Annotated in this window: 19 protein-coding genes; 6 read left to right on the forward strand and 13 right to left on the reverse strand. The window is 63.0% G+C overall.

All coding sequences use genetic code 11. The features are described from left to right. Positions 1 to 80 precede the first annotated feature (80 nt). The 6 genes from VPH41_RS04625 to VPH41_RS04650 all read right to left on the reverse strand — a co-directional run bounded on the left by VPH41_RS04625 (position 81) and on the right by VPH41_RS04650 (position 6,942). A complete protein-coding gene (locus VPH41_RS04625) occupies positions 81 to 452 on the reverse strand; it encodes a flagellar protein FlaG (protein WP_328569105.1) in 372 nt (123 codons plus the stop codon). An 84-nt stretch (positions 453 to 536) separates the two neighbouring features. Beyond that, positions 537 to 2,033, reverse strand: a complete 1,497-nt coding sequence (locus VPH41_RS04630; protein ID WP_328569106.1) for a flagellin N-terminal helical domain-containing protein — start codon at positions 2,031 to 2,033, stop codon at positions 537 to 539. A 340-nt stretch (positions 2,034 to 2,373) separates the two neighbouring features. Then, positions 2,374 to 3,945 carry a GGDEF domain-containing protein gene (locus VPH41_RS04635; protein WP_152258741.1) on the reverse strand — a complete coding sequence of 524 codons (1,572 nt, stop codon included), beginning with the start codon at positions 3,943 to 3,945 and terminating at the stop codon, positions 2,374 to 2,376. A 201-nt stretch (positions 3,946 to 4,146) separates the two neighbouring features. Next, complete coding sequence (locus VPH41_RS04640; protein WP_152284694.1) at positions 4,147 to 4,794, reverse strand: response regulator; 648 nt, start codon at positions 4,792 to 4,794, stop codon at positions 4,147 to 4,149. A gap of 52 nt (positions 4,795 to 4,846) precedes the next feature. Continuing rightward, positions 4,847 to 6,337 carry a sensor histidine kinase gene (locus VPH41_RS04645; RefSeq protein ID WP_328569107.1) on the reverse strand — a complete coding sequence of 497 codons (1,491 nt, stop codon included), beginning with the start codon at positions 6,335 to 6,337 and terminating at the stop codon, positions 4,847 to 4,849. 17 nt (positions 6,338 to 6,354) lie between these two features. Beyond that, complete coding sequence (locus VPH41_RS04650) at positions 6,355 to 6,942, reverse strand: hypothetical protein (protein ID WP_328569108.1); 588 nt, start codon at positions 6,940 to 6,942, stop codon at positions 6,355 to 6,357. A gap of 115 nt (positions 6,943 to 7,057) precedes the next feature. On the opposite strand from VPH41_RS04650, the gene greB reads away from it, so the two are divergent. Further along, positions 7,058 to 7,624 carry a transcription elongation factor GreB gene (gene greB / locus VPH41_RS04655; RefSeq protein ID WP_092710976.1) on the forward strand — a complete coding sequence of 189 codons (567 nt, stop codon included), beginning with the start codon at positions 7,058 to 7,060 and terminating at the stop codon, positions 7,622 to 7,624. A gap of 72 nt (positions 7,625 to 7,696) precedes the next feature. Next, positions 7,697 to 8,341: a transposase gene (locus VPH41_RS04660; RefSeq protein ID WP_328569109.1), complete on the forward strand. Its 645-nt coding sequence runs from the start codon at positions 7,697 to 7,699 to the stop codon at positions 8,339 to 8,341. Between the two features lie 61 nt (positions 8,342 to 8,402). On the opposite strand, the gene VPH41_RS04665 is transcribed toward VPH41_RS04660, so the two are convergent. The 3 genes from VPH41_RS04665 to gmk form a co-directional block, all read right to left on the reverse strand. Further along, positions 8,403 to 10,691 (reverse strand): RelA/SpoT family protein, encoded by a 2,289-nt coding sequence (locus VPH41_RS04665; RefSeq protein ID WP_328569110.1) that lies wholly within the window; start codon positions 10,689 to 10,691, stop codon positions 8,403 to 8,405. Positions 10,692 to 10,773: 82 nt separating this feature from the next. Continuing rightward, a complete protein-coding gene (rpoZ, locus tag VPH41_RS04670; RefSeq protein WP_010400723.1) occupies positions 10,774 to 10,977 on the reverse strand; it encodes a DNA-directed RNA polymerase subunit omega in 204 nt (67 codons plus the stop codon). Positions 10,978 to 11,030: 53 nt separating this feature from the next. After that, positions 11,031 to 11,669, reverse strand: coding sequence for a guanylate kinase (gene gmk / locus VPH41_RS04675; RefSeq protein ID WP_077407781.1), 639 nt, complete (start codon positions 11,667 to 11,669; stop codon positions 11,031 to 11,033). 211 nt (positions 11,670 to 11,880) lie between these two features. On the opposite strand from gmk, the gene VPH41_RS04680 reads away from it, so the two are divergent. After that, positions 11,881 to 12,291 carry a DoxX family protein gene (locus tag VPH41_RS04680; protein WP_287779306.1) on the forward strand — a complete coding sequence of 137 codons (411 nt, stop codon included), beginning with the start codon at positions 11,881 to 11,883 and terminating at the stop codon, positions 12,289 to 12,291. A 28-nt stretch (positions 12,292 to 12,319) separates the two neighbouring features. On the opposite strand, the gene VPH41_RS04685 is transcribed toward VPH41_RS04680, so the two are convergent. Together VPH41_RS04685 and VPH41_RS04690 are read right to left on the reverse strand one after the other, a co-directional pair. Further along, positions 12,320 to 12,655: a hypothetical protein gene (locus VPH41_RS04685; protein ID WP_328569111.1), complete on the reverse strand. Its 336-nt coding sequence runs from the start codon at positions 12,653 to 12,655 to the stop codon at positions 12,320 to 12,322. Between the two features lie 2 nt (positions 12,656 to 12,657). After that, on the reverse strand, positions 12,658 to 13,548 hold the full coding sequence (locus VPH41_RS04690) for a YicC/YloC family endoribonuclease (protein ID WP_035821322.1): 891 nt from the start codon (positions 13,546 to 13,548) through the stop codon (positions 12,658 to 12,660). 302 nt (positions 13,549 to 13,850) lie between these two features. Here VPH41_RS04690 and rph point away from each other — a divergent pair, with 302 nt between their 5' ends. From rph to hemW, 3 genes are all read left to right on the forward strand, one after another. Then, complete coding sequence (gene rph / locus VPH41_RS04695; RefSeq protein ID WP_328569112.1) at positions 13,851 to 14,579, forward strand: ribonuclease PH; 729 nt, start codon at positions 13,851 to 13,853, stop codon at positions 14,577 to 14,579. A gap of 166 nt (positions 14,580 to 14,745) precedes the next feature. Further along, positions 14,746 to 15,330, forward strand: coding sequence for an RdgB/HAM1 family non-canonical purine NTP pyrophosphatase (gene rdgB, locus VPH41_RS04700; RefSeq protein ID WP_152284700.1), 585 nt, complete (start codon positions 14,746 to 14,748; stop codon positions 15,328 to 15,330). Then, positions 15,327 to 16,601 (forward strand): radical SAM family heme chaperone HemW, encoded by a 1,275-nt coding sequence (gene hemW, locus VPH41_RS04705; protein WP_328569113.1) that lies wholly within the window; start codon positions 15,327 to 15,329, stop codon positions 16,599 to 16,601. Before rdgB ends, hemW begins: the two co-directional genes overlap by 4 nt. Here hemW and VPH41_RS04710 read toward each other — a convergent pair. Then, positions 16,598 to 17,770, reverse strand: coding sequence for a tetratricopeptide repeat protein (locus VPH41_RS04710; RefSeq protein ID WP_328569114.1), 1,173 nt, complete (start codon positions 17,768 to 17,770; stop codon positions 16,598 to 16,600). The two genes, hemW and VPH41_RS04710, sit on opposite strands and share 4 nt — an antisense overlap. A gap of 122 nt (positions 17,771 to 17,892) precedes the next feature. After that, complete coding sequence (locus VPH41_RS04715; RefSeq protein ID WP_328569115.1) at positions 17,893 to 19,638, reverse strand: methyl-accepting chemotaxis protein; 1,746 nt, start codon at positions 19,636 to 19,638, stop codon at positions 17,893 to 17,895. Positions 19,639 to 19,701 lie beyond the last annotated feature (63 nt).

The following is a 19,701-nucleotide window of genomic DNA, read 5'->3' on the forward strand; positions in this document are numbered from 1 at the left end:
CCAGATAGCCAGGCTATCGGGCCCCGTGGTCATGCCGATGCATACTGTTCCAATGTCGCATGTCCGTGGACGAAGTCATCTTATGCGCTTTGACTGATCAGCGAACCTTTGGCCGAATCAAAAGTCTTGGCCAATTCCAGCGCTTCCCGGGTCGGAATCTGGCGCAGCACTTCCTTGGTTTCCTGGTCAATGACCTTGACGACCGTGCGCTGGCTGTCCTCGTCGATGGAAAATTCAATGCCTTGCGTTTTTATTTGCGACGACTGGTTCAGCTCAGATACCGCCTTGTTCAACTGCTCGCGGCTGGGTTCCTTGCTGGCTTGCTGTGGTGTAACTGTGTCGTTTTCCGTCGTCGTGCGTGGCGCTGCCGGGCGCGCCGCCGACGTATCCGTCGCGGTGTAACTCTTGTCTATCCTGGCCGCGGAGGCGGCCGCTATCGTGTCGATAGTCATGGTGCTCTCCTAGTGAAAATTCCCCGGCCGAAAAAATCCGGCAGGGGAATCAGAGTCCTACGCTGTTGTCTGACTAATCGGAGATTAGCCGCGCAGCAGGCTCAGGACGCCGTTTGGCAGCGAGTTCGCTTGCGCCAGCATGGCCGTACCAGCTTGTTGCAGGATCTGGCCGCGGGTCAAGTTGGCCGTTTCCGACGCGAAGTCCGTATCGACGATGCGGCTGCGCGAGGCGGACAGGTTTTCCGTCGTCGATTGCAGGTTGGCGATGGCCGACGAGAAGCGCGATTGCAATGCACCGTACTGGGCGCGTTGGCTGTTGACCGTCGACAGGGCGGCATCGGTGATCTTCAGGGCCAATTGGGCACCGGCGAACGACGTAACGTCAATCGATGCGACCGATTTCAGTTGCGAACCCTGGTTCGTGGTGGCTGCTGCTGCCGCACCGAGGCCCAGGCCGGATCCGGCATCGCTGACCGAGAAGCTGCTGTCGGAGTCGAACGTCACGGTACCGTTGGCGGTGGCGGATGCACCTTTGGCATCGGCGCCCGCAACGATGCCGCCGGCCGTCGTATAGGTGTTCACTTTCAGTTGCTGTGTATTGGCAGCATTGCTGTCGATGATCTGAATGTCGGAGCCGCTGGAATTGCTCAGCTTGATGCCGCCATTCGTTGCGTCGAACTGGGCGGTAACGCCGGTTTTGGCCGTCTGCGCATTGATCGCATTGATGCCGGCGGCAAAGTCTGTTGCCGTCGTCGCGCCGCCTGTGACAGCGAACGATACCGTTACTGGGTTGGTCCCGTTGCTATTGTCAGATGCGATATTGAACGAGTACGAACCATTGACCAGGCCCAGATTGGCTTCGGTTTTCGCCGTTGCCGTCACGCCGGTGCTGGCTGTTTTCTGGTTGATGCCTGCGGCGATCGATTTTGCCGTGTCGGTAGCTGTGGTGGTATAGGTTGCCGAACCTACTTTGCCGCTGATGACGACATCTTTTGCGGCGACAACGTTGCTTACCGGGGCGGCGATGGTGCCAACTTTCGATGCAACCGCATTGTTTTCCACGCGGTTATTACCGTAGGTATTGGTCAGGAAGTTCGCGCCATTGGCCGAGATCAACTGGTTGGCGTCAGCGCCGACTTGGAAGTTGGCCGTGCCCATGGTGCCGTCCAGCAGCGCCTGGCCGTTGAACGAGGTAGTGGTTGCGATGCGGTTCAATTCCGAACCCAGTTGGCCCACCTCGGTTTGCAGCGCCTGGCGGTCGCTGGCCGAGTTGGTGGAGTTCGACGATTGCACGGCCAGTTCGCGGATACGCTGCAGGATGTCACCCGAGCTTGCCAACGCGCCTTCAGCCGTTTGGGCCAGCGAGACACCGTCATTGGCATTGCGGGTGGCTTGGGTCATGCCGCGGATTTGCGAGGTCATGCGGTCGGAAATCGCCAGACCAGCAGCATCGTCCTTGGCGCTGTTGATGCGCAGGCCGGAAGAAAGACGTTGCAGCGAGGTGCTAAGGGAGGATTGCGAAGTCGACAGGTTGCGTTGCGAATTCAGGGACGAAATATTGGTATTAATTACTGCAGCCATGATGTTTCTCCAAACAGGTACTACATTGCGCTATGTGCTAGTCACTTTGGCCTGCCCCGCTGTTCCGGGACAATCAAGCCGCTGTTGTTTAGGGTAACGGTTGCTCTGCGGGAAAATTTATGGCGAAAAACGCTTTAAATTTTAATTTTCAGCCCTTCAGTTTGCCGCTGGCCGCGCGCTAAACGACATGATTTAAAGAAACTTGAGGGTAAAAATAGTTTTATTTTTATATGCTGCGCAGGCTGAGGCGCTGCAGGAGGGGGAGGGATTGTTGTTCTTTTTGTCATGAAAAATGCCGTCCGGCCGGGGGCGGGACGGCATGGCGTGAAGCGGGTCGGGTCTAATCGGCCACCACCACGCGGTTCTTGCCCGTCTGCTTGGCCTGGTACATGGCGCGGTCGGCGCGCTTGACCAGCTCGGCCTGGTCTTCGTTGGGCAGGCGCAGGGCCACGCCGGCGGAAAAGGTGATCAAGACTTTTTCGTTGTCGTGCAGGAAGAAATGCCGGGTCAGCTCGCGCTGCAAGCGCGTCATCGTCGACGAGGCTGCCTCGACCGTGGTTTCCGGCAGCAGGATGAGGAATTCCTCGCCGCCGAAGCGGGCGATGACGTCCATCGAGCGCAGGGTTTCCTTGACGATCTTCACCAGGTGTTTCAAGGCGGCATCGCCGGCCAGGTGGCCATAGGTATCGTTCAGGCGCTTGAAATCGTCCAGGTCCAGCATGGCGATGCACAGGGGCGTGCCGCGGCGGTCGGAACGGGCCGTTTCGCGCTCGAACACGTCGTCCAGGCCACGGCGGTTCAGGCTGCCAGTCAGCTGGTCTTCGCGCACCAGTTCGCTCATATGCTGGAGCTTGGCTTCCAGGGTGTGGATGCGCTGTTCCGCATCCTGCACTTCCTGGCGCGCCAGCACCATTTTGTCGCGTGCGCGCAACGCCTCGTTCTGCACCATGCGCGTTTCGCGCAAGACTTCGTCGAGAACGTTGTTCAGTTCGCTGATGTTTTCCGCCTGGCTGATCTTTTCCGAATAGCCGCCGATCTTTTCGTGGAAGTCGCCCGTGCTGGCGGCCACCTGGCCCAGGCGGTCGATGAAGGTCATCATCATGTTCTTCACCGTCAGCTTGACGTCGGACAGGCTGTGCTTGAGCTGGCTCTGCTTGTAGATGACTTCCTTCAGGCTGCGCGTGGCGTCTTCCAGCGCGCGCTGGTCGAGGGGGCCGGCAATCAGGTTTTGCACGGCGTCGACCTGGCCGCGCAGCCAGCTGTCGTCGTCCAGCAACTGGCTGACGTTATCGAGCAGCAGCTTGAACAGGCGCAGCAGCAATTCCTGCTGTTCGGCCGTGTCGCCGCTCTTCAGTTCGATCTGGTAGCACAGCTGCTTCAGGCGCAGGGCCGCTTCGTTCAGCGCTTCTTCCGTATGGGCCTGCTTGATGGCCGCGCCCAGCGATTCGGCCTCTTCCACCAGTGCCGGCGTGCCCGTCAGCAGGGTGGCGACGGCAAAGCCCAGGGTGCGGCTGAGCAATTCGCGCAGGGTGCGCGTCTGCTCGCCGTCCGGCAGCGGAGGCAATTCGATGCCGCCGCCTTTCTTGACCTGTTTTTCCGCCAGTTGCGCCAGCGTGCGCGCATAGCTGTCCCAGTCGCGCGCTTTCAGAGCGCGCTGGAAACGGCGGCCAAAGTCGCCCAGTTCGCCGGCCGATTCGCTCATCTTGACGGCAAACTGCGTCAGGACGTTTTCCGCGCCGCCGTCCGGCGGGGCGCTGGCGGCCAGCACGGCTCCCGGCACGGCCGGGCTGTCCGCGGCTTCGCTGATGCCCGCGATTTCATTGTAGATGTCGCGGTAGGCGCTGGGCGTGGGGGCGATGCGGCGCGTGGCCAGGCGGCGAAACGCCTCGCGGGCGATATCGGCCGGGTTCATCGCCGCAGCGGCGGCATTATTCGTGGCGCCAGCGGGAGCGCTTGCTGGTGAAGAGGGCAATTTACTGGACATGTAGGCACAGCCTTTTTAGATATTTCTAATTATCCTCATGATATGCGAGTTGGCAAAGAACTTATTGTGCGAGAAGCAAGGAGAAGTCCTGTCAATTCGCCCGATGCCAGCGGGCATGCCGCTTTGCCGTCAATCCACCAGCTGGTTGCGGATGGCGTAATGCGTCAGTTCGGCGCTGTTCTTGAGCTTCATCTTGACCAGCAGGCGGGCGCGGTATTCGCTGACGGTTTTCACGGACAATTTGAGCTCTTCGGCGATGGCGCCCACGGCCTTGCCCGAGGCGATCATGACCAGGGTCTGGTATTCGCGGTCCGACAAGGTGTCGTGCAAGGCCGTTTCGTGGTCTTCGCCCACCGTGTTGGCCAGTTCCTGCGCCAGCGAGGCGCTGATGTATTTCAATCCTTGCGCCACCTGGCGGATGGCCGTGACCAGTTCGCGCGGCGCACTCTGTTTCGTCAGGTAGCCGGCCGCGCCCGCCTTGAGCGAGCGGATCGCGTACTGGTCTTCGCGGTGCATGGAGAGCATCAGCACGGCCAGTTCCGGCTTTTCCTTCTTGATCTGCTTGAGTACCTCGATGCCGCTGCGGTCGGGCAAGGAGATGTCGAGCAGCAACACCTGGCATTTCGAGCCACGGAACAGCTTGATGGCGTCGTGGCCATTTTCGGCTTCGCCGGCAACGATGATGTCGCGCGTATCGGCGAGGATTTGCTTCAAGCCTTCGCGCACGATCGCATGATCGTCGGCGATGAATACCCGGATGGTGGCTTTTTCTTTCATGACTGCGTTGTTTCCTATCTGAATCCCTGCGCCCGGCGGCGGCCCTGTGGCCTCACGGCGGACCGCTTTGCGCTGGTGCGCTGGCTGCAGCCGCTATTATCGCCTCTCGCGGCGTGGTCAGCCGGATTTTTATGCTCAGGATGGTGCCGCCGCCGGGCCCGTCGGCCAGGCTCAGGGTGCCGCCCAGCGCGCTGGCGCGTTCGGCCATGCCGCGGATGCCGAACGATTGCGGCTTGGCCCGGTCGGACAGGCGCATGCCCACGCCATTGTCGGCTATCGACAGGCTGATGTGCTGGCGCTGCCGGGCCAGGCGCACGCTGACCTTGCTGGCCTGCGCATGCTTGGCGATATTCGTCAGCGCCTCCTGGGCAATGCGGAACAGGCTGGTTGCCTGGTCCAGCTCCAGTTCGATATGCTGGCGGTTCGAAATGAACTGGCACTCGATGCCGGCCTGGCGCGCGAACTCCTTCACCTGCCAGTCCAGCGCGGCGACCAGGCCCAGGTCCAGCATGGACGGGCGCAAGTCCAGCGAAATGCGGTGCACGGCATCGATGCTGCGGTCGACCAGGGCGTCGACATAATCGGCCTTTTCCTGCAGCAGCGGGTCGTCCGGCGGCAGGCGACGCGCCAGCATGGCCAGCGCCATCTTGATCGCCGTCAAATTGCCGCCCAGGTCATCGTGCAGTTCGCGCGCCAGGCGCGTGCGTTCGTGTTCCTTGACCTTGTCGATATGCGCCGTCAGCTCGGCCAGGCGGGCGCGCGACTGGCGCACTTCGATCTGTTCCAGCCGGCTTTCAGTGATATTCGTCATGATGCCTTCCCACTGCACCGTGCCGTCGGCCAGCGCGCGCGGCGTGGAGCGCAGGTTGATCCATTTGACGTCTTTCCAGGCATCGATCCAGATGCGGCCTTCCCAGTTCCAGCTCCACAAGGCGTTCTTTGAGGCCAGCATCGACTCCAGGTACGAGGCGCGGTCGTCGGCCAGGATCAGCTGGTAGAACAATTCCGGGCGCGCGTGCAGCTGTGCCGGCCCCAGACCCAGCAGGGCCTGGCAGCCATCGCTGAGGTAGGGGAAGGCGGCGCGGCCATCCGCGTGCAGGCAGAACTGGTACACGAGGCCCGGCGTATTCGAGACGATGGCGTTGAAGCGCGACTGCACCTGCGCCAGGGCGGCGGCCGTTGCCTGCGGCGTGCGCAAGTCCTCGCCCTCGGCCAGGAGCAGGGCGCGTCCCTGGCGGCTGGCGCGCGACAGGTGCAGGCTGAGCGAATACAGGCTGCCATCGCGGCGCCGCTGCTGCACGTGCAGCAGGGTTTGCGCGCCGATGCTGTCGTCCAGGCCCGCCAGCACGGCGGCCAGCTGCTGCGCGTCGAGCTGCGGCGCCAGGGTGAACGGCGTCATCGTCCGCAATTCCTTGCGCGTATATTGCAAGTTGTCGCAGGCGGCATCGTTGGCATCCAGCAATTGCAAGCTGGCCGCGTCGTACAGGTAGATTTCCGGTGCCGCCGCGCGCATGGCGGGCGCCAGCCGGGGAGTGTCGTGCATGGAGTGGCCTTTCTTCATCAGCGGCGGGCGCGCCAGAAGGCGGCAAAGCGGCGCAGCACCCGTGCCGGGCGGGAATTATGGCGGCCTGGCGTGCCCTTGCGCAGGCGCTGCCACCAGGCGCGGCGGGCACGGCCCAGCGCGGCCGACAGGCGGCTGACGCGGCGCCATGGGCGCGTGGCGCGCAGGCGGGCGATCCAGCGGTCCTTGGTTTCCATGAACAGGCCATGCCAGCGCGCAAACCACGGCAAACTGAGCAGGGTGGGGCGCGTCAGGCTGTACAGGCGGGCCACGGCGGCCGCGCCGCCCAGCTTGGCGACGATGATCACGCCGATGCCGGAAAACGCATGGCCGCGCGCGATCGCCAGCAGGGCCAGCAGCTTGACGGGAAACAGCAGCACGGCCGGCAGCACGAAGATGGCCAGCGCCCAGTACGGCGGCAGGCGCTTGATCCACGCTTCCAGCGCATGCAGGGGCGGAAATTGCGCCACTACCTGCATGATGCGCGCGCCCGTCGCCCACAGCCATTCCTCGATCAGCAGGAAGATGGCGGCCAGGTAGACCAGCGGCGCGAACAGCCAGCGCCTGACTCTGTAGAATTTTTTCATCCGTCTCCGTGTGCGGCGCAGGTTTGCCGCGATTGCCACGATGATACGTCAAAAAAGCCCGTTTGCCCCCGCATTGGGTGTGTCCGAGCCTCGCTGGCGGGGCTACAATAGGCAGATGAATAAAGCCTTTGTAAAAGAATCGGACAACGACGACGATGAGGAAGCGGCCGCGCTGGCGCTGGCCATTCCCGCGGGCGCCAAGAACTACATCACGCCGGCCGGCTACCAGCGCATCAAGGATGAGCTGCTGCAGCTGATCGACGTCGACCGTCCGGAAGTGGTGCGCATCGTGCATTGGGCGGCGTCGAATGGCGACCGTTCGGAAAATGGCGACTATATCTACGGCAAGCGGCGCCTGCGCGAAATCGACCGCCGCATCCGTTTTCTCACCAAGCGCATGGACCTGGCCGCCATCGTCGACCCCAGCGTGCACCATGGCAACGACCAGGTGTTTTTTGGCGCCACCGTAACCTACCGCACCAGCGACGGCGAAACGCACACCATCACCATCGTCGGCATCGATGAATTCGATCCCCTGAACGGCAAGATCAGCTGGGTCTCGCCCATGGCCCGCACCATCACCAAGGCGCGCGAAGGCGACGTGATCACCCTCAACACGCCGCTGGGCGAGCAGGAGCTGGAATTGCTGGAAGTGACGTATCCGGCGCCGGGGGAGGGGTAGTTTGCGGTGGCGCAGTGTGCCGGAGGCGCGCGCAGGCACACTGGACAGTCAGAGTCGGTATCAGGAGTCGCCATGCCACGCCGCCGTCGCCTCGTCATGCCCGGTGTGCCCTTGCATGTGGTGCAGCGCGGAGTGAATCGCCAGGCGTGCTTTTTTGATGGGCAGGATAAACAGCGTTATCTTGATTATCTGCGCGGCTGTTTGGCGCTTGTGCCATGCCATCTGCATGCCTATGTGCTGATGAGTAATCATGTGCATCTCTTGCTGTCCACGCAAAGCACAGCCTCCCTGTCGTTGCTGATGAAAATGCTGAACCAACGTTATGGACAGTATTTCAACTGGCGTCATGGCCGCACGGGCAGCTTGTGGGAGGGCCGCTACAAATCCTGCCTGGTGCAGGGCGAGCGTTATTTATTGATTTGCCAGCGCTATATCGAACTGAATCCCGTCAGGGCAGGTATTGTGACGTTGCCTGGACAATATTGCTGGTCCAGCTATCGGAGCAATGCGCAGGGGATGCATGATGATCTGCTGTCTCCGCACTCCTTGTATTTAATGCTTGGAAGTAATGCGCTTGAACGGCAAAAAACATATCAAGTCTTATTTCAAGATGAAATAGGCGAGCGTTGCGTTGGGCAACTGCGAGAAGCAATCAATGCTGAATTTGCGGTAGGAGATCAGGTGTTTCTGCGGTGTGTTACGGAAATGAGCCGGTAGCCAGCAGCGGAAAACTGGGGTCAGACCCGGCGGGTCTGACCCCGGCTCTTTGCCAACGATGTTAATTACGTTCGCGCAAGATGCGGTTGACGCCGGCGACGCGGCGCACGTTGCGCAGCAGGGCGGCCAGGTGGACGCGGTCCTTGACTTGCACGGTGAAGCGCAGCTGGTCGAGGACGTTGTCCTTGTCTTCGTCCATGCCCACATAGATGATGTTGGCGTCCGATTCGCCGATTTCGGCGGCGACTCTAGCCAGGATGCCCCGTTCGCTGTTGATCAGCACCTTGATGCGGCAGTCGAAACGGCGGTTCAGTTCGGTTCCCCAGCGTACGGCGATCCAGCGGTCCGGTTCCTTGGCGCGCTGGCGCTTGGCCTGCGAGCAGTCGCTCGTGTGCACGAGCAAGCCCTGGTCGCGGCGCAGCTGGCCGATGATCTGGTCGCCCGGTATCGGCAGGCAGCACGGCGCCAGCTGCACGGACACGCCTTCGCTGCCGCAGATGGTGACAGGGTCGAGTTCGCTGCCGCTATTGTGTTCCACGGGCATGCTGGCCGCTTCGCCGCCGATCAGGCCGAAGATGTGGCGCGCCACCAGGGTGGCCATGCGCTTGCCGATGCCGATGTCCGCGTACAGCTCGTCCATGGAATTGGCGCTCGATTCGTTGAGCAGGCGTTCAACCAGCGGCGCCGGCAGGTCGGCGTCGATGTTCAGGGTTTGCAGCGCCTGCGACAGCAGTTGCTGGCCCAGCGCGATCGATTCAGGCAGGTTGATCGTGCGCAAATGGTGGCGGATGGCCGAACGGGCCTTGCCGGTGCGCACGAACGACAGCCACGTGGGGCTGGGGCGCGACGAGGAATCGGTGATGATTTCCACGATGTCGCCATTGTGCAGCTCGGTGCGCAGGGGCGAAGTTTCGTTGTTGATCTTGACGGCCACCGTCTGGTCGCCGATGCCCGTATGGATCGAATAGGCGAAGTCGATGGCCGTGGCGCCGCGCGGCAGGGCGATGATCTTCGACTTTGGCGTAAACACGTAGACGGAATCGGGGAACAGGTCGACCTTGACGTGTTCGAGGAATTCGGCCGAGTCGCCCGTCTGCTGCTGGATGTCGAGCAGGGATTGCAGCCAGGCATGCGTGCGCTGCTGCAGGTCGGACGGGTTCGATTCGCCGCTCTTGTACAGCCAGTGCGCCGCCACGCCCGATTCGGCCGTGCGGTGCATTTCCTGCGTGCGGATCTGGAATTCGACGGGCGTGCCGTAGGGACCGATGACGGTCGTGTGCAGCGACTGGTAGCCGTTCAGCTTGCGGATCGCGATGTAATCCTTGAACTTGCCCGGCATGGGCTTGTACAGGCTGTGCAGGGTGCCCAGGGTCACGTAACAGTCGGCAAAGCTGCCCACCACCACGCGGAAGCCGTACACGTCCAGCACTTGCGAGAACGACAGATGCTTGCTGCGCATCTTTTTATAGATGTCGTACAGGGTCTTTTCGCGGCCCGTGACGTCGGCCTCAAGCTCGGCCATGGACAAGGTGCTTTTCACCGCTTCCATGATCTTGTTGACCACTTCGCGCCGGTTGCCGCGCGCCGCCTTGACGGCTTTCGCCAGGGTGCGGTAGCGCATCGGATACAGGTGCGAGAACGACAGGTCCTGCAGTTCGTGATAAATATTGTTCAGGCCGAGGCGGTGCGCGATCGGCACGTACACTTCCATGGTCTCGCTGGCGATGCGGCGCTTTTTTGCCGCCGTCATGAAGTCCAGGGTGCGCATATTGTGCAGGCGGTCGGCCAGCTTGATCAGGATCACGCGCACGTCGGAGGCCATGGCCAGCAGCATCTTGCGGAAGTTTTCCGCCTGCGCTTCGATCTGGCTCTGGAATTCGATCTTTTCCAGCTTCGACAGGCCGTCGACCAGGTGCGCCACGGGCGCGCCGAAGCGCTCGATCAATTCTTCCTTCTTGACGTCCTGGTCTTCCATGACGTCATGCAGCAGGGCGGCCATGATGGCTTGCGCGTCGAGCTTCCAGTCGGCGCAGATTTCCGCGACGGCGATCGGATGCGAGATATACGGCTCGCCCGAGCGGCGCATCTGGCCCAGGTGCATCTCGTCGGAGAAGCGGTAGGCTTCCTTGACTTTTTTCAGGTCGGCGGGAGACAGGTATTCGGCCAGCTTGTCGGCCAGGTGGCTGACGGAAGCGACGCCCAGCGCTGGCGCTGCGGGAGTGCCGCCTGCGGGGACGCTGGCGGCGGACGTGCCGGCACCGGGCGCGGAAGCACCCTGTGGTTTTGCCGCCTGGCGCGGGGCCAGGGGCGGCAGTGCTGCAGAAGTCGTGTCGGCTGGGGTCAGACTCATAAAACGTCGCGTTGCTTCACAGTGTGAATAAAGGATACGGTAGAACCAGGGGTCAGCACTGTTCCGGCACGCGGCTTCCCAATTACATCGGGACCTTTTTCAGCATTTCGATGCCGACTTTACCGGCAGCGATTTCACGCAGTGCGACAACGGTAGGCTTGTCCTTGGCTTCCACCTTAGGGGTGTGGCCTTGCAACAACTGACGTGCGCGGTACGTTGCAGCCAGGGTCAGCTGAAAGCGGTTAGGGATCTGTTTCAGGCAATCTTCGATGGTGATACGGGCCATAGTAACTCCTAATAGTGGTGCGTGGCGCTGTGTGAACTGGCGTGCCGAGACGATTATTCTGCGTGCAGGCCCAGCTGGGCGAATAGCGATGCGTTGCGGGCCGCTTGTTGCGCAAACCGGCAACGGGCCGCTCTCACGATCGCGCTCAGTTCGGACAAAGCGACCGTAAACTCTTCATTGATAATAACATACTCGAACTCGGGAGCGTGTGCGATTTCGCCGCCGGCCGCCAGCAGGCGGCGCGTGATCACGTGCGGCTCGTCCTGGCCGCGCTTGTTCAAGCGTTCTTCCAGCGCATCGATCGACGGCGGCAGGATGAAAATGCCGGCCGCGCGGGGGAATTGCTTGCGCACCTGGCGCGCGCCCTGCCAGTCGATTTCCAGCAGGATATCGGTGCCGGCCAGCATCTGCTGTTCCACCATGATGCGCGAGGTGCCGTAGTAATTGCCATGCACTTCCGCCCATTCCAGGAATTCGCCCTGGTCGGCGCGCGCGACAAAGTCTTCCGCTGTCGTGAAGTAGTACTCGCGGCCGTGCTGCTCGCCCGGGCGGGGCGCGCGCGTGGTGGTCGAGATCGATAATTTGATGCCGGGCTCTTGCGCCAGCAATGCATTGACCAGTGTCGATTTGCCGGCGCCCGATGGCGCGGCGACCACGAACAGGCTGCCGGAGAAGGCGGTAGGGTGGCTCATGCGGATCTTTCCATATGCGTGTGATGGCGGCGCCTGCGCTTGCGTGGGCGCCGCCCAATTCGGTATTTTACCAAGAGGCAAGGCAGCGAGCCAGTCCCGCGATGCGCATTGCCGCCCCGCTTGCGCATATTTTGCTTGTTATCCTGAAGAAATAGTTATTTAATTTGGAATGGTTTTTTCTTAATAATTATTTGAACGACAGGATCAACGCATGAAAAATTTCCCGTTCCTCAGTCCTGCCCAGGCCATGCTCCTGCTGCGCGTGGCCATTGCCGTGATGTTCATGGCGCACGCGATCACGCGCATCGCCAATGGCACCATTCCCCGTTTTGCCGGTTTCCTGGAAGACAAGGGTTTTATCTATGGCCTGGCCGTCGTGTGGGCGATTACCGTCGTCGAGATCGTTTGCGGCAGTTTGCTAATCGCCGGCAAATACACGCGCTGGGCGGCGGCCGGACTGATGGTGATCTGCATCGGCGGCATCGCCATCGTGCATGCGGCCAAGGGCTGGTTCGTGGGCGAGCATGGCGCCGGCGGCGTGGAATACAGCATCGTGCTGTTTGTTGCCTGTGTCGTCATCGCCGCCGCCGACAAGGGGCGCGCGGGAATGCGCCTGGCCTGACGCCGGGCTTGCGCATCCTTGCCTGCCCTTAGCGGGGCAGCCGGCCCAGCGCGATTTCGCCCGCGTTGAGGACGATGACCCGTCCGTTCACGTCGGTGCAGTCGCGGTTGTTGAGGCGCACAATGGCGCTGTCGACCGACACTTCCGCGCCCAGGTTGCTGCGCGAGCAGATGCGGTAGGAAGCGGCGTCGGCGCCCGTGTAGATGGCGGCGCCCCGCTCCTTGAGGGCGAAGCACCCGGACGCGCAGCCTTCGATCGCATATGGCGACAATTGCTGCACCGCCTGTACCGGTTGCGCCTGCGTGCCGGCCGCCAGCAGGGCCAGCACGGCGGCGCAGAGCATCGATGGACGTCGTGCGGCCATGCTTATTCCAGGTTCTGCACTTGTTCGCGCATCTGCTCGATCAGCAGCTTCAAGTCCATCGACGCGTCGGCCAGTTCCTTGACGGACGCCTTGGCGCCCAGCGTATTGGCTTCGCGGTTCAGTTCCTGCATCATAAAGTCGAGGCGCTTGCCCACTTGTCCGCCCTTGGTGAGGATGTGGCGCGTTTCGCCCAGGTGGGCCGACAGGCGCGCCAGTTCTTCCGACACGTCGATGCGGATGCCGTACAGGATGACTTCCTGGCGGATGCGTTCCATGGCGTCCTGGCGTGACAGGGCCGAATTCGAGCCCTGGCTGGCCAGGCCCAGCGCGTCCTGCATGCGCTCGATGGCTTTTTGCTGGAAGGCCGCCACCACTTGCGGAATCAGGGGCGTGATGCGCTTGACGATGGCTTCCATCGCTTCGATGCGCGATACCAGCACGGCTTCGAGCGCCGCGCCTTCGCGCTTGCGGCTGTCGACGAAGGCGGCCACCGTGCGCTTGGTCAGCGCGCCCACATCGGCTTGCAGGGATTCCTGGCCCACTTGCGCTTCTTCGATGACGCCGGGCCAGCGCAGCAGTTCAGCCACCGTCATGACGGGGGCGGACACAAAATGCTGGCCCACTTCGTTTTGCAGGCGCGCCAGTTCGGCCAGCAGGGGCAGGTTCAGCGCCTGCGTGCCGGCCGTCGCGGCCTTGCGGCCAAAGCTCAGGCGTACTTCGACCTTGCCGCGCGTGATGGCGGACATGACGGCGGCGCGCAAGTCAGGCTCCAGGGCCCGCAGATCGTCGTTGATCCGGAATTGCAGGTCGAGAAAGCGCGAGTTGACGCTCTTGATTTCAATTGTCAGTGTGCCTGCAGCACCTTCGCTGGTGGCAACCGCGTAGCCTGTCATGCTTGAAATGCTCAAAGGATTCCCCGATTTGATCTTGTATACAGTCACTTATACACTTAATCAGCCAGCGCAGGCAATACCGCCCGCGCCGCAAAACAGGACCGAAGAGCACGATGGCCTGAAAATTGCTGAATAGTGTGCGTTTTACGGCATTGTAAAGAAAATTGTGTTTGGCGGGGCAGGATTGTAGGGATCATGTGTGCACCGCCCGCCATTGCGCCCTGCGCTGTTGCATGACTGCAAATAGACGGGCGCGCGATGGTAGAATCGCTGCCGCAACCCCAATCACACAGGACACTCCCATGACATTTGAATCCCGCCCGAGCGGCCGCGCCGTCGATGCGCTGCGCGCCATCCGCATCACCCGCCAGTACACCAAGCATGCCGAAGGTTCGGTGCTGATCGAATGCGGCGACACCAAGGTCATCTGCACCGCCAGCATCGAAGACAAGGTGCCGGGTTTCCTGAAAGGCAAGGGCCAGGGCTGGTTGACGGCCGAGTACGGCATGCTGCCCCGCTCGACGCACACGCGCATGGACCGCGAGGCGGCGCGCGGCAAGCAGTCCGGCCGCACGCAGGAAATCCAGCGCCTGATCGGCCGCTCGCTGCGCGCCGCCTTTGATTTGCAGGCCTTCGGCGAACGCACCCTGCACCTCGATTGCGACGTGATCCAGGCCGATGGCGGCACGCGCACGGCCTCGATCACGGGCGCCATGGTGGCCGCGTATGACGCGTTTTCCCAGCTGCAGGCGCGCGGCGCGATTGCCGCCATCCCCGTGAAAAGCTTTGTCGCCGCCATCTCGGTGGGCGTCTACCAGGGCATGCCGGTGCTGGACCTGGACTATGTGGAAGACTCGGGCTGCGACACGGACATGAACGTGGTGATGACGGAAGCGGGCCACTTCATCGAAGTGCAGGGCACGGCCGAAGGCGCCGCGTTCGACCGCGTGGGCATGAACCGCTTGCTGGACCTGGCGCAGGGCGGCATCGCCGACCTGATCGTCATGCAGAAGCAGGCGCTGGGCCTGTAATCTTTACGTAGATTTACACAGTGCTGCCCGCCGCGTGGGGCAAATAGCCCACAGCTGCCGCTTCCGATGGCGGCGGCGGGGCGCGGTGAGGGGGGCGCAAAAGGTTTACAATGTCGGCACTTCATGCCGCCACCGAACGGGTGGCCGCTCAACCGGATATTGCCCCATGACCCAACGCCTCATTCTCGCCTCCAACAACGCCGGCAAGCTCAAGGAATTCAACGAGCTGCTCTCGACCATCGGTTTTTCCGTCCACGCCCAGGGCGAGTACGACGTCCCGGAAAGCGAGGAACCGTTCCACACCTTCGTTGAAAACGCGCTGCAAAAGGCGCGCCATGCGGCTCGCCTGACGGGCTTGCCGGCGCTGGCCGACGATTCCGGCGTGTGCGTCAACGCGCTCGGCGGCGCCCCCGGCGTGTACTCGGCCCGCTATGCAGGCGAACCGAAATCGGATGCCGCCAACAGCGCCAAGCTGATCGCCGACCTCGAGGCGCATGCCGACAAGTCCGCGTATTACTACTGCGTGCTGGTCTACGTGCGCCATGCGGACGACCCGCAGCCGGTGATCGCCGACGGCCGCTGGAATGGCGAAATGATTGCCGCGCCGCGCGGCCAGGGTGGCTTCGGCTACGATCCGCATTTCTATATCCCTGCGCTGGGCAAGTGCGCGGCCGAACTGACGTCCGATGAAAAGAACGCGCTGTCGCACCGCGGCCAGGCCCTGCGCGCGCTGGTGGAAAAGCTGCGATGATCCCGATCAAACTGGTGGGCGCCGTTGCCAAGTCGGCAGCCAAGCCGGGCGTTTCGCCCGCGCCGCAGGACGGCATTTCCGGCGCGGCGGGCGCGGCGCTGAAGTATCTGCAGCCGGGCGCGCTGAACCTGGCGGCCCTGCCGCCGCTGTCGCTGTACATTCATTTTCCGTGGTGCGTGAAAAAATGCCCGTACTGCGATTTCAATTCGCATGAAGTGCGCGGCAGCTTCCCGGAAGCCGAATACCTGGCCGCCCTGCGCCTGGACCTGGAAATGGCGCTGCCGCTGATCTGGGGCCGCAAGATCCACACCATCTTCATCGGCGGCGGCACGCCCAGCCTGATGTCGGCGGCGGGTCTGGACCGGCTGATGTCGGACGTGCGCACCTTGCTGCCGCTGGAGCCCGATTGCGAAATCACCATGGAAGCCAATCCGGGCACGTTTGAAACGGAAAAATTCAAGTCCTACCGGGCCAGCGGCATCAACCGCCTGTCGATCGGCATCCAGAGCTTCAATGGCCGCCATCTGCAGGCGCTGGGACGCATCCATGACGACGCCGAGGCGCGCCGCGCGGTGGAGATCGCGCACGCCCACTTCGATAATTTCAACCTCGACCTGATGTACGCGCTGCCCACGCAAACCTTGGCCGAGGCGCAGCAGGACCTGGAGACGGCGCTGTCGTTCGCGCCGCCGCACCTGTCGCTGTACCACCTGACCCTGGAGCCGAACACCCTGTTCGCCAAGTACCCGCCCGTGCTGCCGGACGATGACGAGAGCGCCGACATCGCCGACATGGTGGCCACGCGCGCGGCGCAGGCCGGCTATGGCCGCTATGAAGTGTCGGCCTACGCGCAGCCGGGCCACCAGGCCAGGCACAACCGCAACTACTGGGAATTCGGCGACTATCTGGGCATCGGCGCGGGCGCCCATTCGAAGATCTCGTTCCCGCACCGCGTGCTGCGTCAGGCCCGCTACAAGCAGCCGAAGGCCTACATGGATGCGGTCATCGCCGGCAACCCCGTGCAGGAAGAGCGCGAACTGGCGCGCGAGGAGATGGGTTTCGAGTTCATGCTCAATACCCTGCGCCTGACGCAGGGCTTTTCGCCCAACCTGTTCGCCGAGCGCACGGGGCTGGCCATCAACGCCATCGAGCAGCCGCTGAATGCGGCCGAAGCGAAAGGCTTGCTGTACCGCGACCACCAGATCATCCGCCCGACGGAACTGGGATTGCGCTTCCTGAACGACCTGCAGCAGATGTTCCTGGAAGATTAGTGCGTGGCGGCGCGCAGGCGCTGCAGCTTGGCCGCGTACAGCCCGTGATCGCTGCGCGTGGTGCTGTTTTCCAGCGCCAGTTCCAGCTGCCTGCCCGCCTGCGCCGTCTGCCCCAGACGGGCATACGCCTGCGCCAGCCAGAAGTGGAATTCGTGGTAGTACGGATCGCGCGCAAGTTCACGGCTGAACAGCCGCGCGGCTTCCTGGTACTCGCCTTTCTGCATGGCTGTCTTGCCCATGTTGAAGTAGTGGAACGGCGGTTGCGGCTGCAAGGCCAGCAGGCGCCGGCGCAGGGGCAGGGCTTCTTGCGCCATGCCCGACGCTTCCAGCGCCTGCGCCAGGTTCGACAGCAGCACCGTATTGTCCGGCGAGCGCGTCAGCGCATGGGCCAGGGTGCGCCGCGCCGCCGCCAGGTCGCCATGACGGAACTGGATCACGCCCAGGGTGTTGTAGGCGCCGCTGAACGACGGGTCCTGCCCGATGGCGGCCCTGGCCCACCAGTAAGCCTGGTCCAGCTGGCCTTCGCTCATGGTCTCGGCGGCGCGGTTGTTCATGTACATGGCAACGATGGTTGCCTCGTCGAGTTCGCGCGTGCGATAGCTGCCCATCTCCCCGGACGGCAGGAAATCGATCACCATCATGCCCTTGGCATCGTACCTGCCGGACTTGTCGTCCAGCCGCTGGCCCAGTACGAGGTTGACGTGGCCGGCGACAAAATACATGTCGCCGCTGCGGCTCCAGCTTTCCTCGCCCAGCACTTCCTGGTAGCGCACGGTCAAGCCCATTTCATGCGCCAGCGCCGCCGTCATGATCACCAGCGACAGGCAGTTGCCCTGGCGTGCGGTAAACGTTTCGCGCGCATTGCGGGTCAGCTCCGCATCGTATTCCAGTTGCAGCCGGGTCTTGTCGTACAGCGCGTCGTAGAGCGCCGCGCGGTCATTCTTGTGGCGCGCTTCGCGCCGCACTTCCGTGCGCACATACTGCCGCATGGTGTCGTCGAGGGCAAAGACCTGGCGGGCGTCGATGGCGGCGGCCGGCGCGAAATCGGCGTCATTGAAGATGGGGGGCACGCTGGCGGGCGGCGTGGCGGCGCAGGCTGCAAGGGCGGCGCAGAGCAGGGCGGCGCCCACGCGCATGAGGCGCTGGGCGGTAACAAGATAGGGGCGCATGGTCTCTCCCTGGAGGCGCCGGCTTGTGCATGTCGCGGTGGCGCGCCAGTCCCACCTGAAACCAGTATCGGCGCGCCTGGCGCCGCTGTCAAATACTTTGCTGGCCTGGCCGTGCGCCAGTCCTAGAACTCTTCCCAGTCCTGGTCGCCGGCGATATGGGCTGGCGTTTTGTGCGGTGCAGCACCAGCCGTCCTGGCAGGGGCTGGCGTGGGGGCCTTGGCCAGCGGCTTGCGTTGCGGCGCCAGGCGCGGGGCCGGCGATGCACTGGATGCGGCGGGCCTGGCCGGCCGTGGCGCGCGGGCCGGCGCCGCGGCTGCCACGTGTTCGAGCTGGAAGCCGGCCGCCACTTGCGCCAGGCGCGCCGCCTGGTCCTGCATGCTTTCGGCCGCCGCTGCCGCTTCTTCCACCAGGGCCGCATTTTGCTGCGTCACCTGGTCCATCTGCGCGATGGCCTGGTTGACCTGGTCGATGCCCATGCTTTGCTCGGCGCTGGCGGCAGTGATCTCGGCCATGATGTCGGTGACGCGGCGCACGCTATCGACCACTTCGCCCATGGTGCTGCCGGCCTGCTGCACCAGCCGGGTGCCGTTGTTGACCTGTTCCACGGAGTCGCCGATCAGGGTCTTGATTTCGCGCGCCGCCGCGGCCGACCGTTGCGCCAGGCTGCGCACTTCCGTGGCGACGACGGCAAAGCCGCGTCCCTGCTCGCCGGCCCTGGCCGCTTCGACGGCCGCATTCAATGCCAGGATATTCGTCTGGAAGGCGATGCCGTCGATGACGCCGATGATGTCGACGATCTTGGTCGATGCCGTGTCGATGGCGCCCATGGTGTCGACCACCTGGCTGACGATGCTGCCGCCCCGTTCGGCCACGCCGGAAGCGGCTACCGCCATCTGGTTGGCCTGGCGCGCATTGTCGGCATTCTGCTTCACGGTGCTGGTCAGTTCTTCCATCGACGACGCCGTCTCTTCCAGCGAACTGGCCTGCTGCTCCGTGCGCGCCGACAAGTCCTGGTTGCCCGCAGCGATTTCGCCCGATGCCGTGGCAATCGCATTGGTGCCCGTCTGTACTTCCGACACCACCTTGCGCAGTGCCTCGTTCATGCCGTGCAGCGCGCGCATCAAGTCGCCGATTTCATCGCTGGCAGGCGCGCCGAAATGCGTGCGCAGGTCGCCGTCGGCCACCGTTTCTGCCACTTTCACGGCCGCCTGCAGCGGCACGGTGATGGAGCGGGTGATCAGCCAGGCGCAGACGCTGCCCAGCGCCACCACCAGCGCGCACAGGGTCAGCAGCAGGGTGAAGCTGCGTTCATTGGCTGCTTCGATGGCTTGCGCCGTGGCGTCGATGGCCTTGCGCTGCTGCGCCAGCAGGGCCTTGACGTTGTTCTGGTAATTGGTAGCGGCCGGCGCAAAGCTGTCGCGGTAGGTGCTTTCCGCCTGCGCCGCGTTGCCCGCCTTGCGCGCATTCATGACCAGGGTCTTGGCATCCTGGTACTTGACGCGCTCGGCGATGGAGGCCTTGAAGATACTTTTTTCTTCATCGCTGTCGAGCAGTGCCTCGATCTTCTTCAGCAGTTCGCTGCCCTGTTTCGTGCTGTCGGCGATGGTGTCGGCAAATACGTTCGACAGCGTTTCATCGGTGCTCCTGGCGATCATCGAGGTGCGCGCGATGGCCGAGTAAATCAGCACATACCAGTCCGACACCAGGCGTTCCTTGGCCAGCGGTTTTTCCATCATTTGCCGGGTCGCTTCCGCATTCACGTGGGCGCTGTACAGCGCGTACGAGGTGGAGATCACGGACAGCAGCAGCACCAGCGCGAAGCCTGCAGCCAGGCGCGTGCCGATACGAAGGTGGGAGAGGGCGTGCATGGTGGGACTCCTGTCGCAAGGGGAATTGAATTGCCTGTGCGACATAGTATGCACTGATTAGTG

It is taken from the genome of Janthinobacterium sp. P210006, assembly GCF_036231885.1.
GTDB classification, from domain to species: domain Bacteria; phylum Pseudomonadota; class Gammaproteobacteria; order Burkholderiales; family Burkholderiaceae_D; genus Janthinobacterium; species Janthinobacterium violaceinigrum.

What these genes read in the sequence shown, in the direction of transcription:
- VPH41_RS04625 (WP_328569105.1), bottom strand. Translation starts at nt 452, where the DNA reads ATGACTATCGACACGATAGCGGCCGCCTCCGCGGCCAGGATAGACAAG.
- VPH41_RS04630 (WP_328569106.1), bottom strand. Translation starts at nt 2,033, where the DNA reads ATGGCTGCAGTAATTAATACCAATATTTCGTCCCTGAATTCGCAACGC.
- VPH41_RS04635 (WP_152258741.1), bottom strand. Translation starts at nt 3,945, where the DNA reads ATGAACCCGGCCGATATCGCCCGCGAGGCGTTTCGCCGCCTGGCCACG.
- VPH41_RS04640 (WP_152284694.1), bottom strand. Translation starts at nt 4,794, where the DNA reads ATGAAAGAAAAAGCCACCATCCGGGTATTCATCGCCGACGATCATGCG.
- VPH41_RS04645 (WP_328569107.1), bottom strand. Translation starts at nt 6,337, where the DNA reads ATGCACGACACTCCCCGGCTGGCGCCCGCCATGCGCGCGGCGGCACCG.
- VPH41_RS04650 (WP_328569108.1), bottom strand. Translation starts at nt 6,942, where the DNA reads ATGAAAAAATTCTACAGAGTCAGGCGCTGGCTGTTCGCGCCGCTGGTC.
- greB (WP_092710976.1), top strand. Translation starts at nt 7,058, where the DNA reads ATGAATAAAGCCTTTGTAAAAGAATCGGACAACGACGACGATGAGGAA.
- VPH41_RS04660 (WP_328569109.1), top strand. Translation starts at nt 7,697, where the DNA reads ATGCCACGCCGCCGTCGCCTCGTCATGCCCGGTGTGCCCTTGCATGTG.
- VPH41_RS04665 (WP_328569110.1), bottom strand. Translation starts at nt 10,691, where the DNA reads ATGAGTCTGACCCCAGCCGACACGACTTCTGCAGCACTGCCGCCCCTG.
- rpoZ (WP_010400723.1), bottom strand. Translation starts at nt 10,977, where the DNA reads ATGGCCCGTATCACCATCGAAGATTGCCTGAAACAGATCCCTAACCGC.
- gmk (WP_077407781.1), bottom strand. Translation starts at nt 11,669, where the DNA reads ATGAGCCACCCTACCGCCTTCTCCGGCAGCCTGTTCGTGGTCGCCGCG.
- VPH41_RS04680 (WP_287779306.1), top strand. Translation starts at nt 11,881, where the DNA reads ATGAAAAATTTCCCGTTCCTCAGTCCTGCCCAGGCCATGCTCCTGCTG.
- VPH41_RS04685 (WP_328569111.1), bottom strand. Translation starts at nt 12,655, where the DNA reads ATGGCCGCACGACGTCCATCGATGCTCTGCGCCGCCGTGCTGGCCCTG.
- VPH41_RS04690 (WP_035821322.1), bottom strand. Translation starts at nt 13,548, where the DNA reads ATGACAGGCTACGCGGTTGCCACCAGCGAAGGTGCTGCAGGCACACTG.
- rph (WP_328569112.1), top strand. Translation starts at nt 13,851, where the DNA reads ATGACATTTGAATCCCGCCCGAGCGGCCGCGCCGTCGATGCGCTGCGC.
- rdgB (WP_152284700.1), top strand. Translation starts at nt 14,746, where the DNA reads ATGACCCAACGCCTCATTCTCGCCTCCAACAACGCCGGCAAGCTCAAG.
- hemW (WP_328569113.1), top strand. Translation starts at nt 15,327, where the DNA reads ATGATCCCGATCAAACTGGTGGGCGCCGTTGCCAAGTCGGCAGCCAAG.
- VPH41_RS04710 (WP_328569114.1), bottom strand. Translation starts at nt 17,770, where the DNA reads ATGCGCCCCTATCTTGTTACCGCCCAGCGCCTCATGCGCGTGGGCGCC.
- VPH41_RS04715 (WP_328569115.1), bottom strand. Translation starts at nt 19,638, where the DNA reads ATGCACGCCCTCTCCCACCTTCGTATCGGCACGCGCCTGGCTGCAGGC.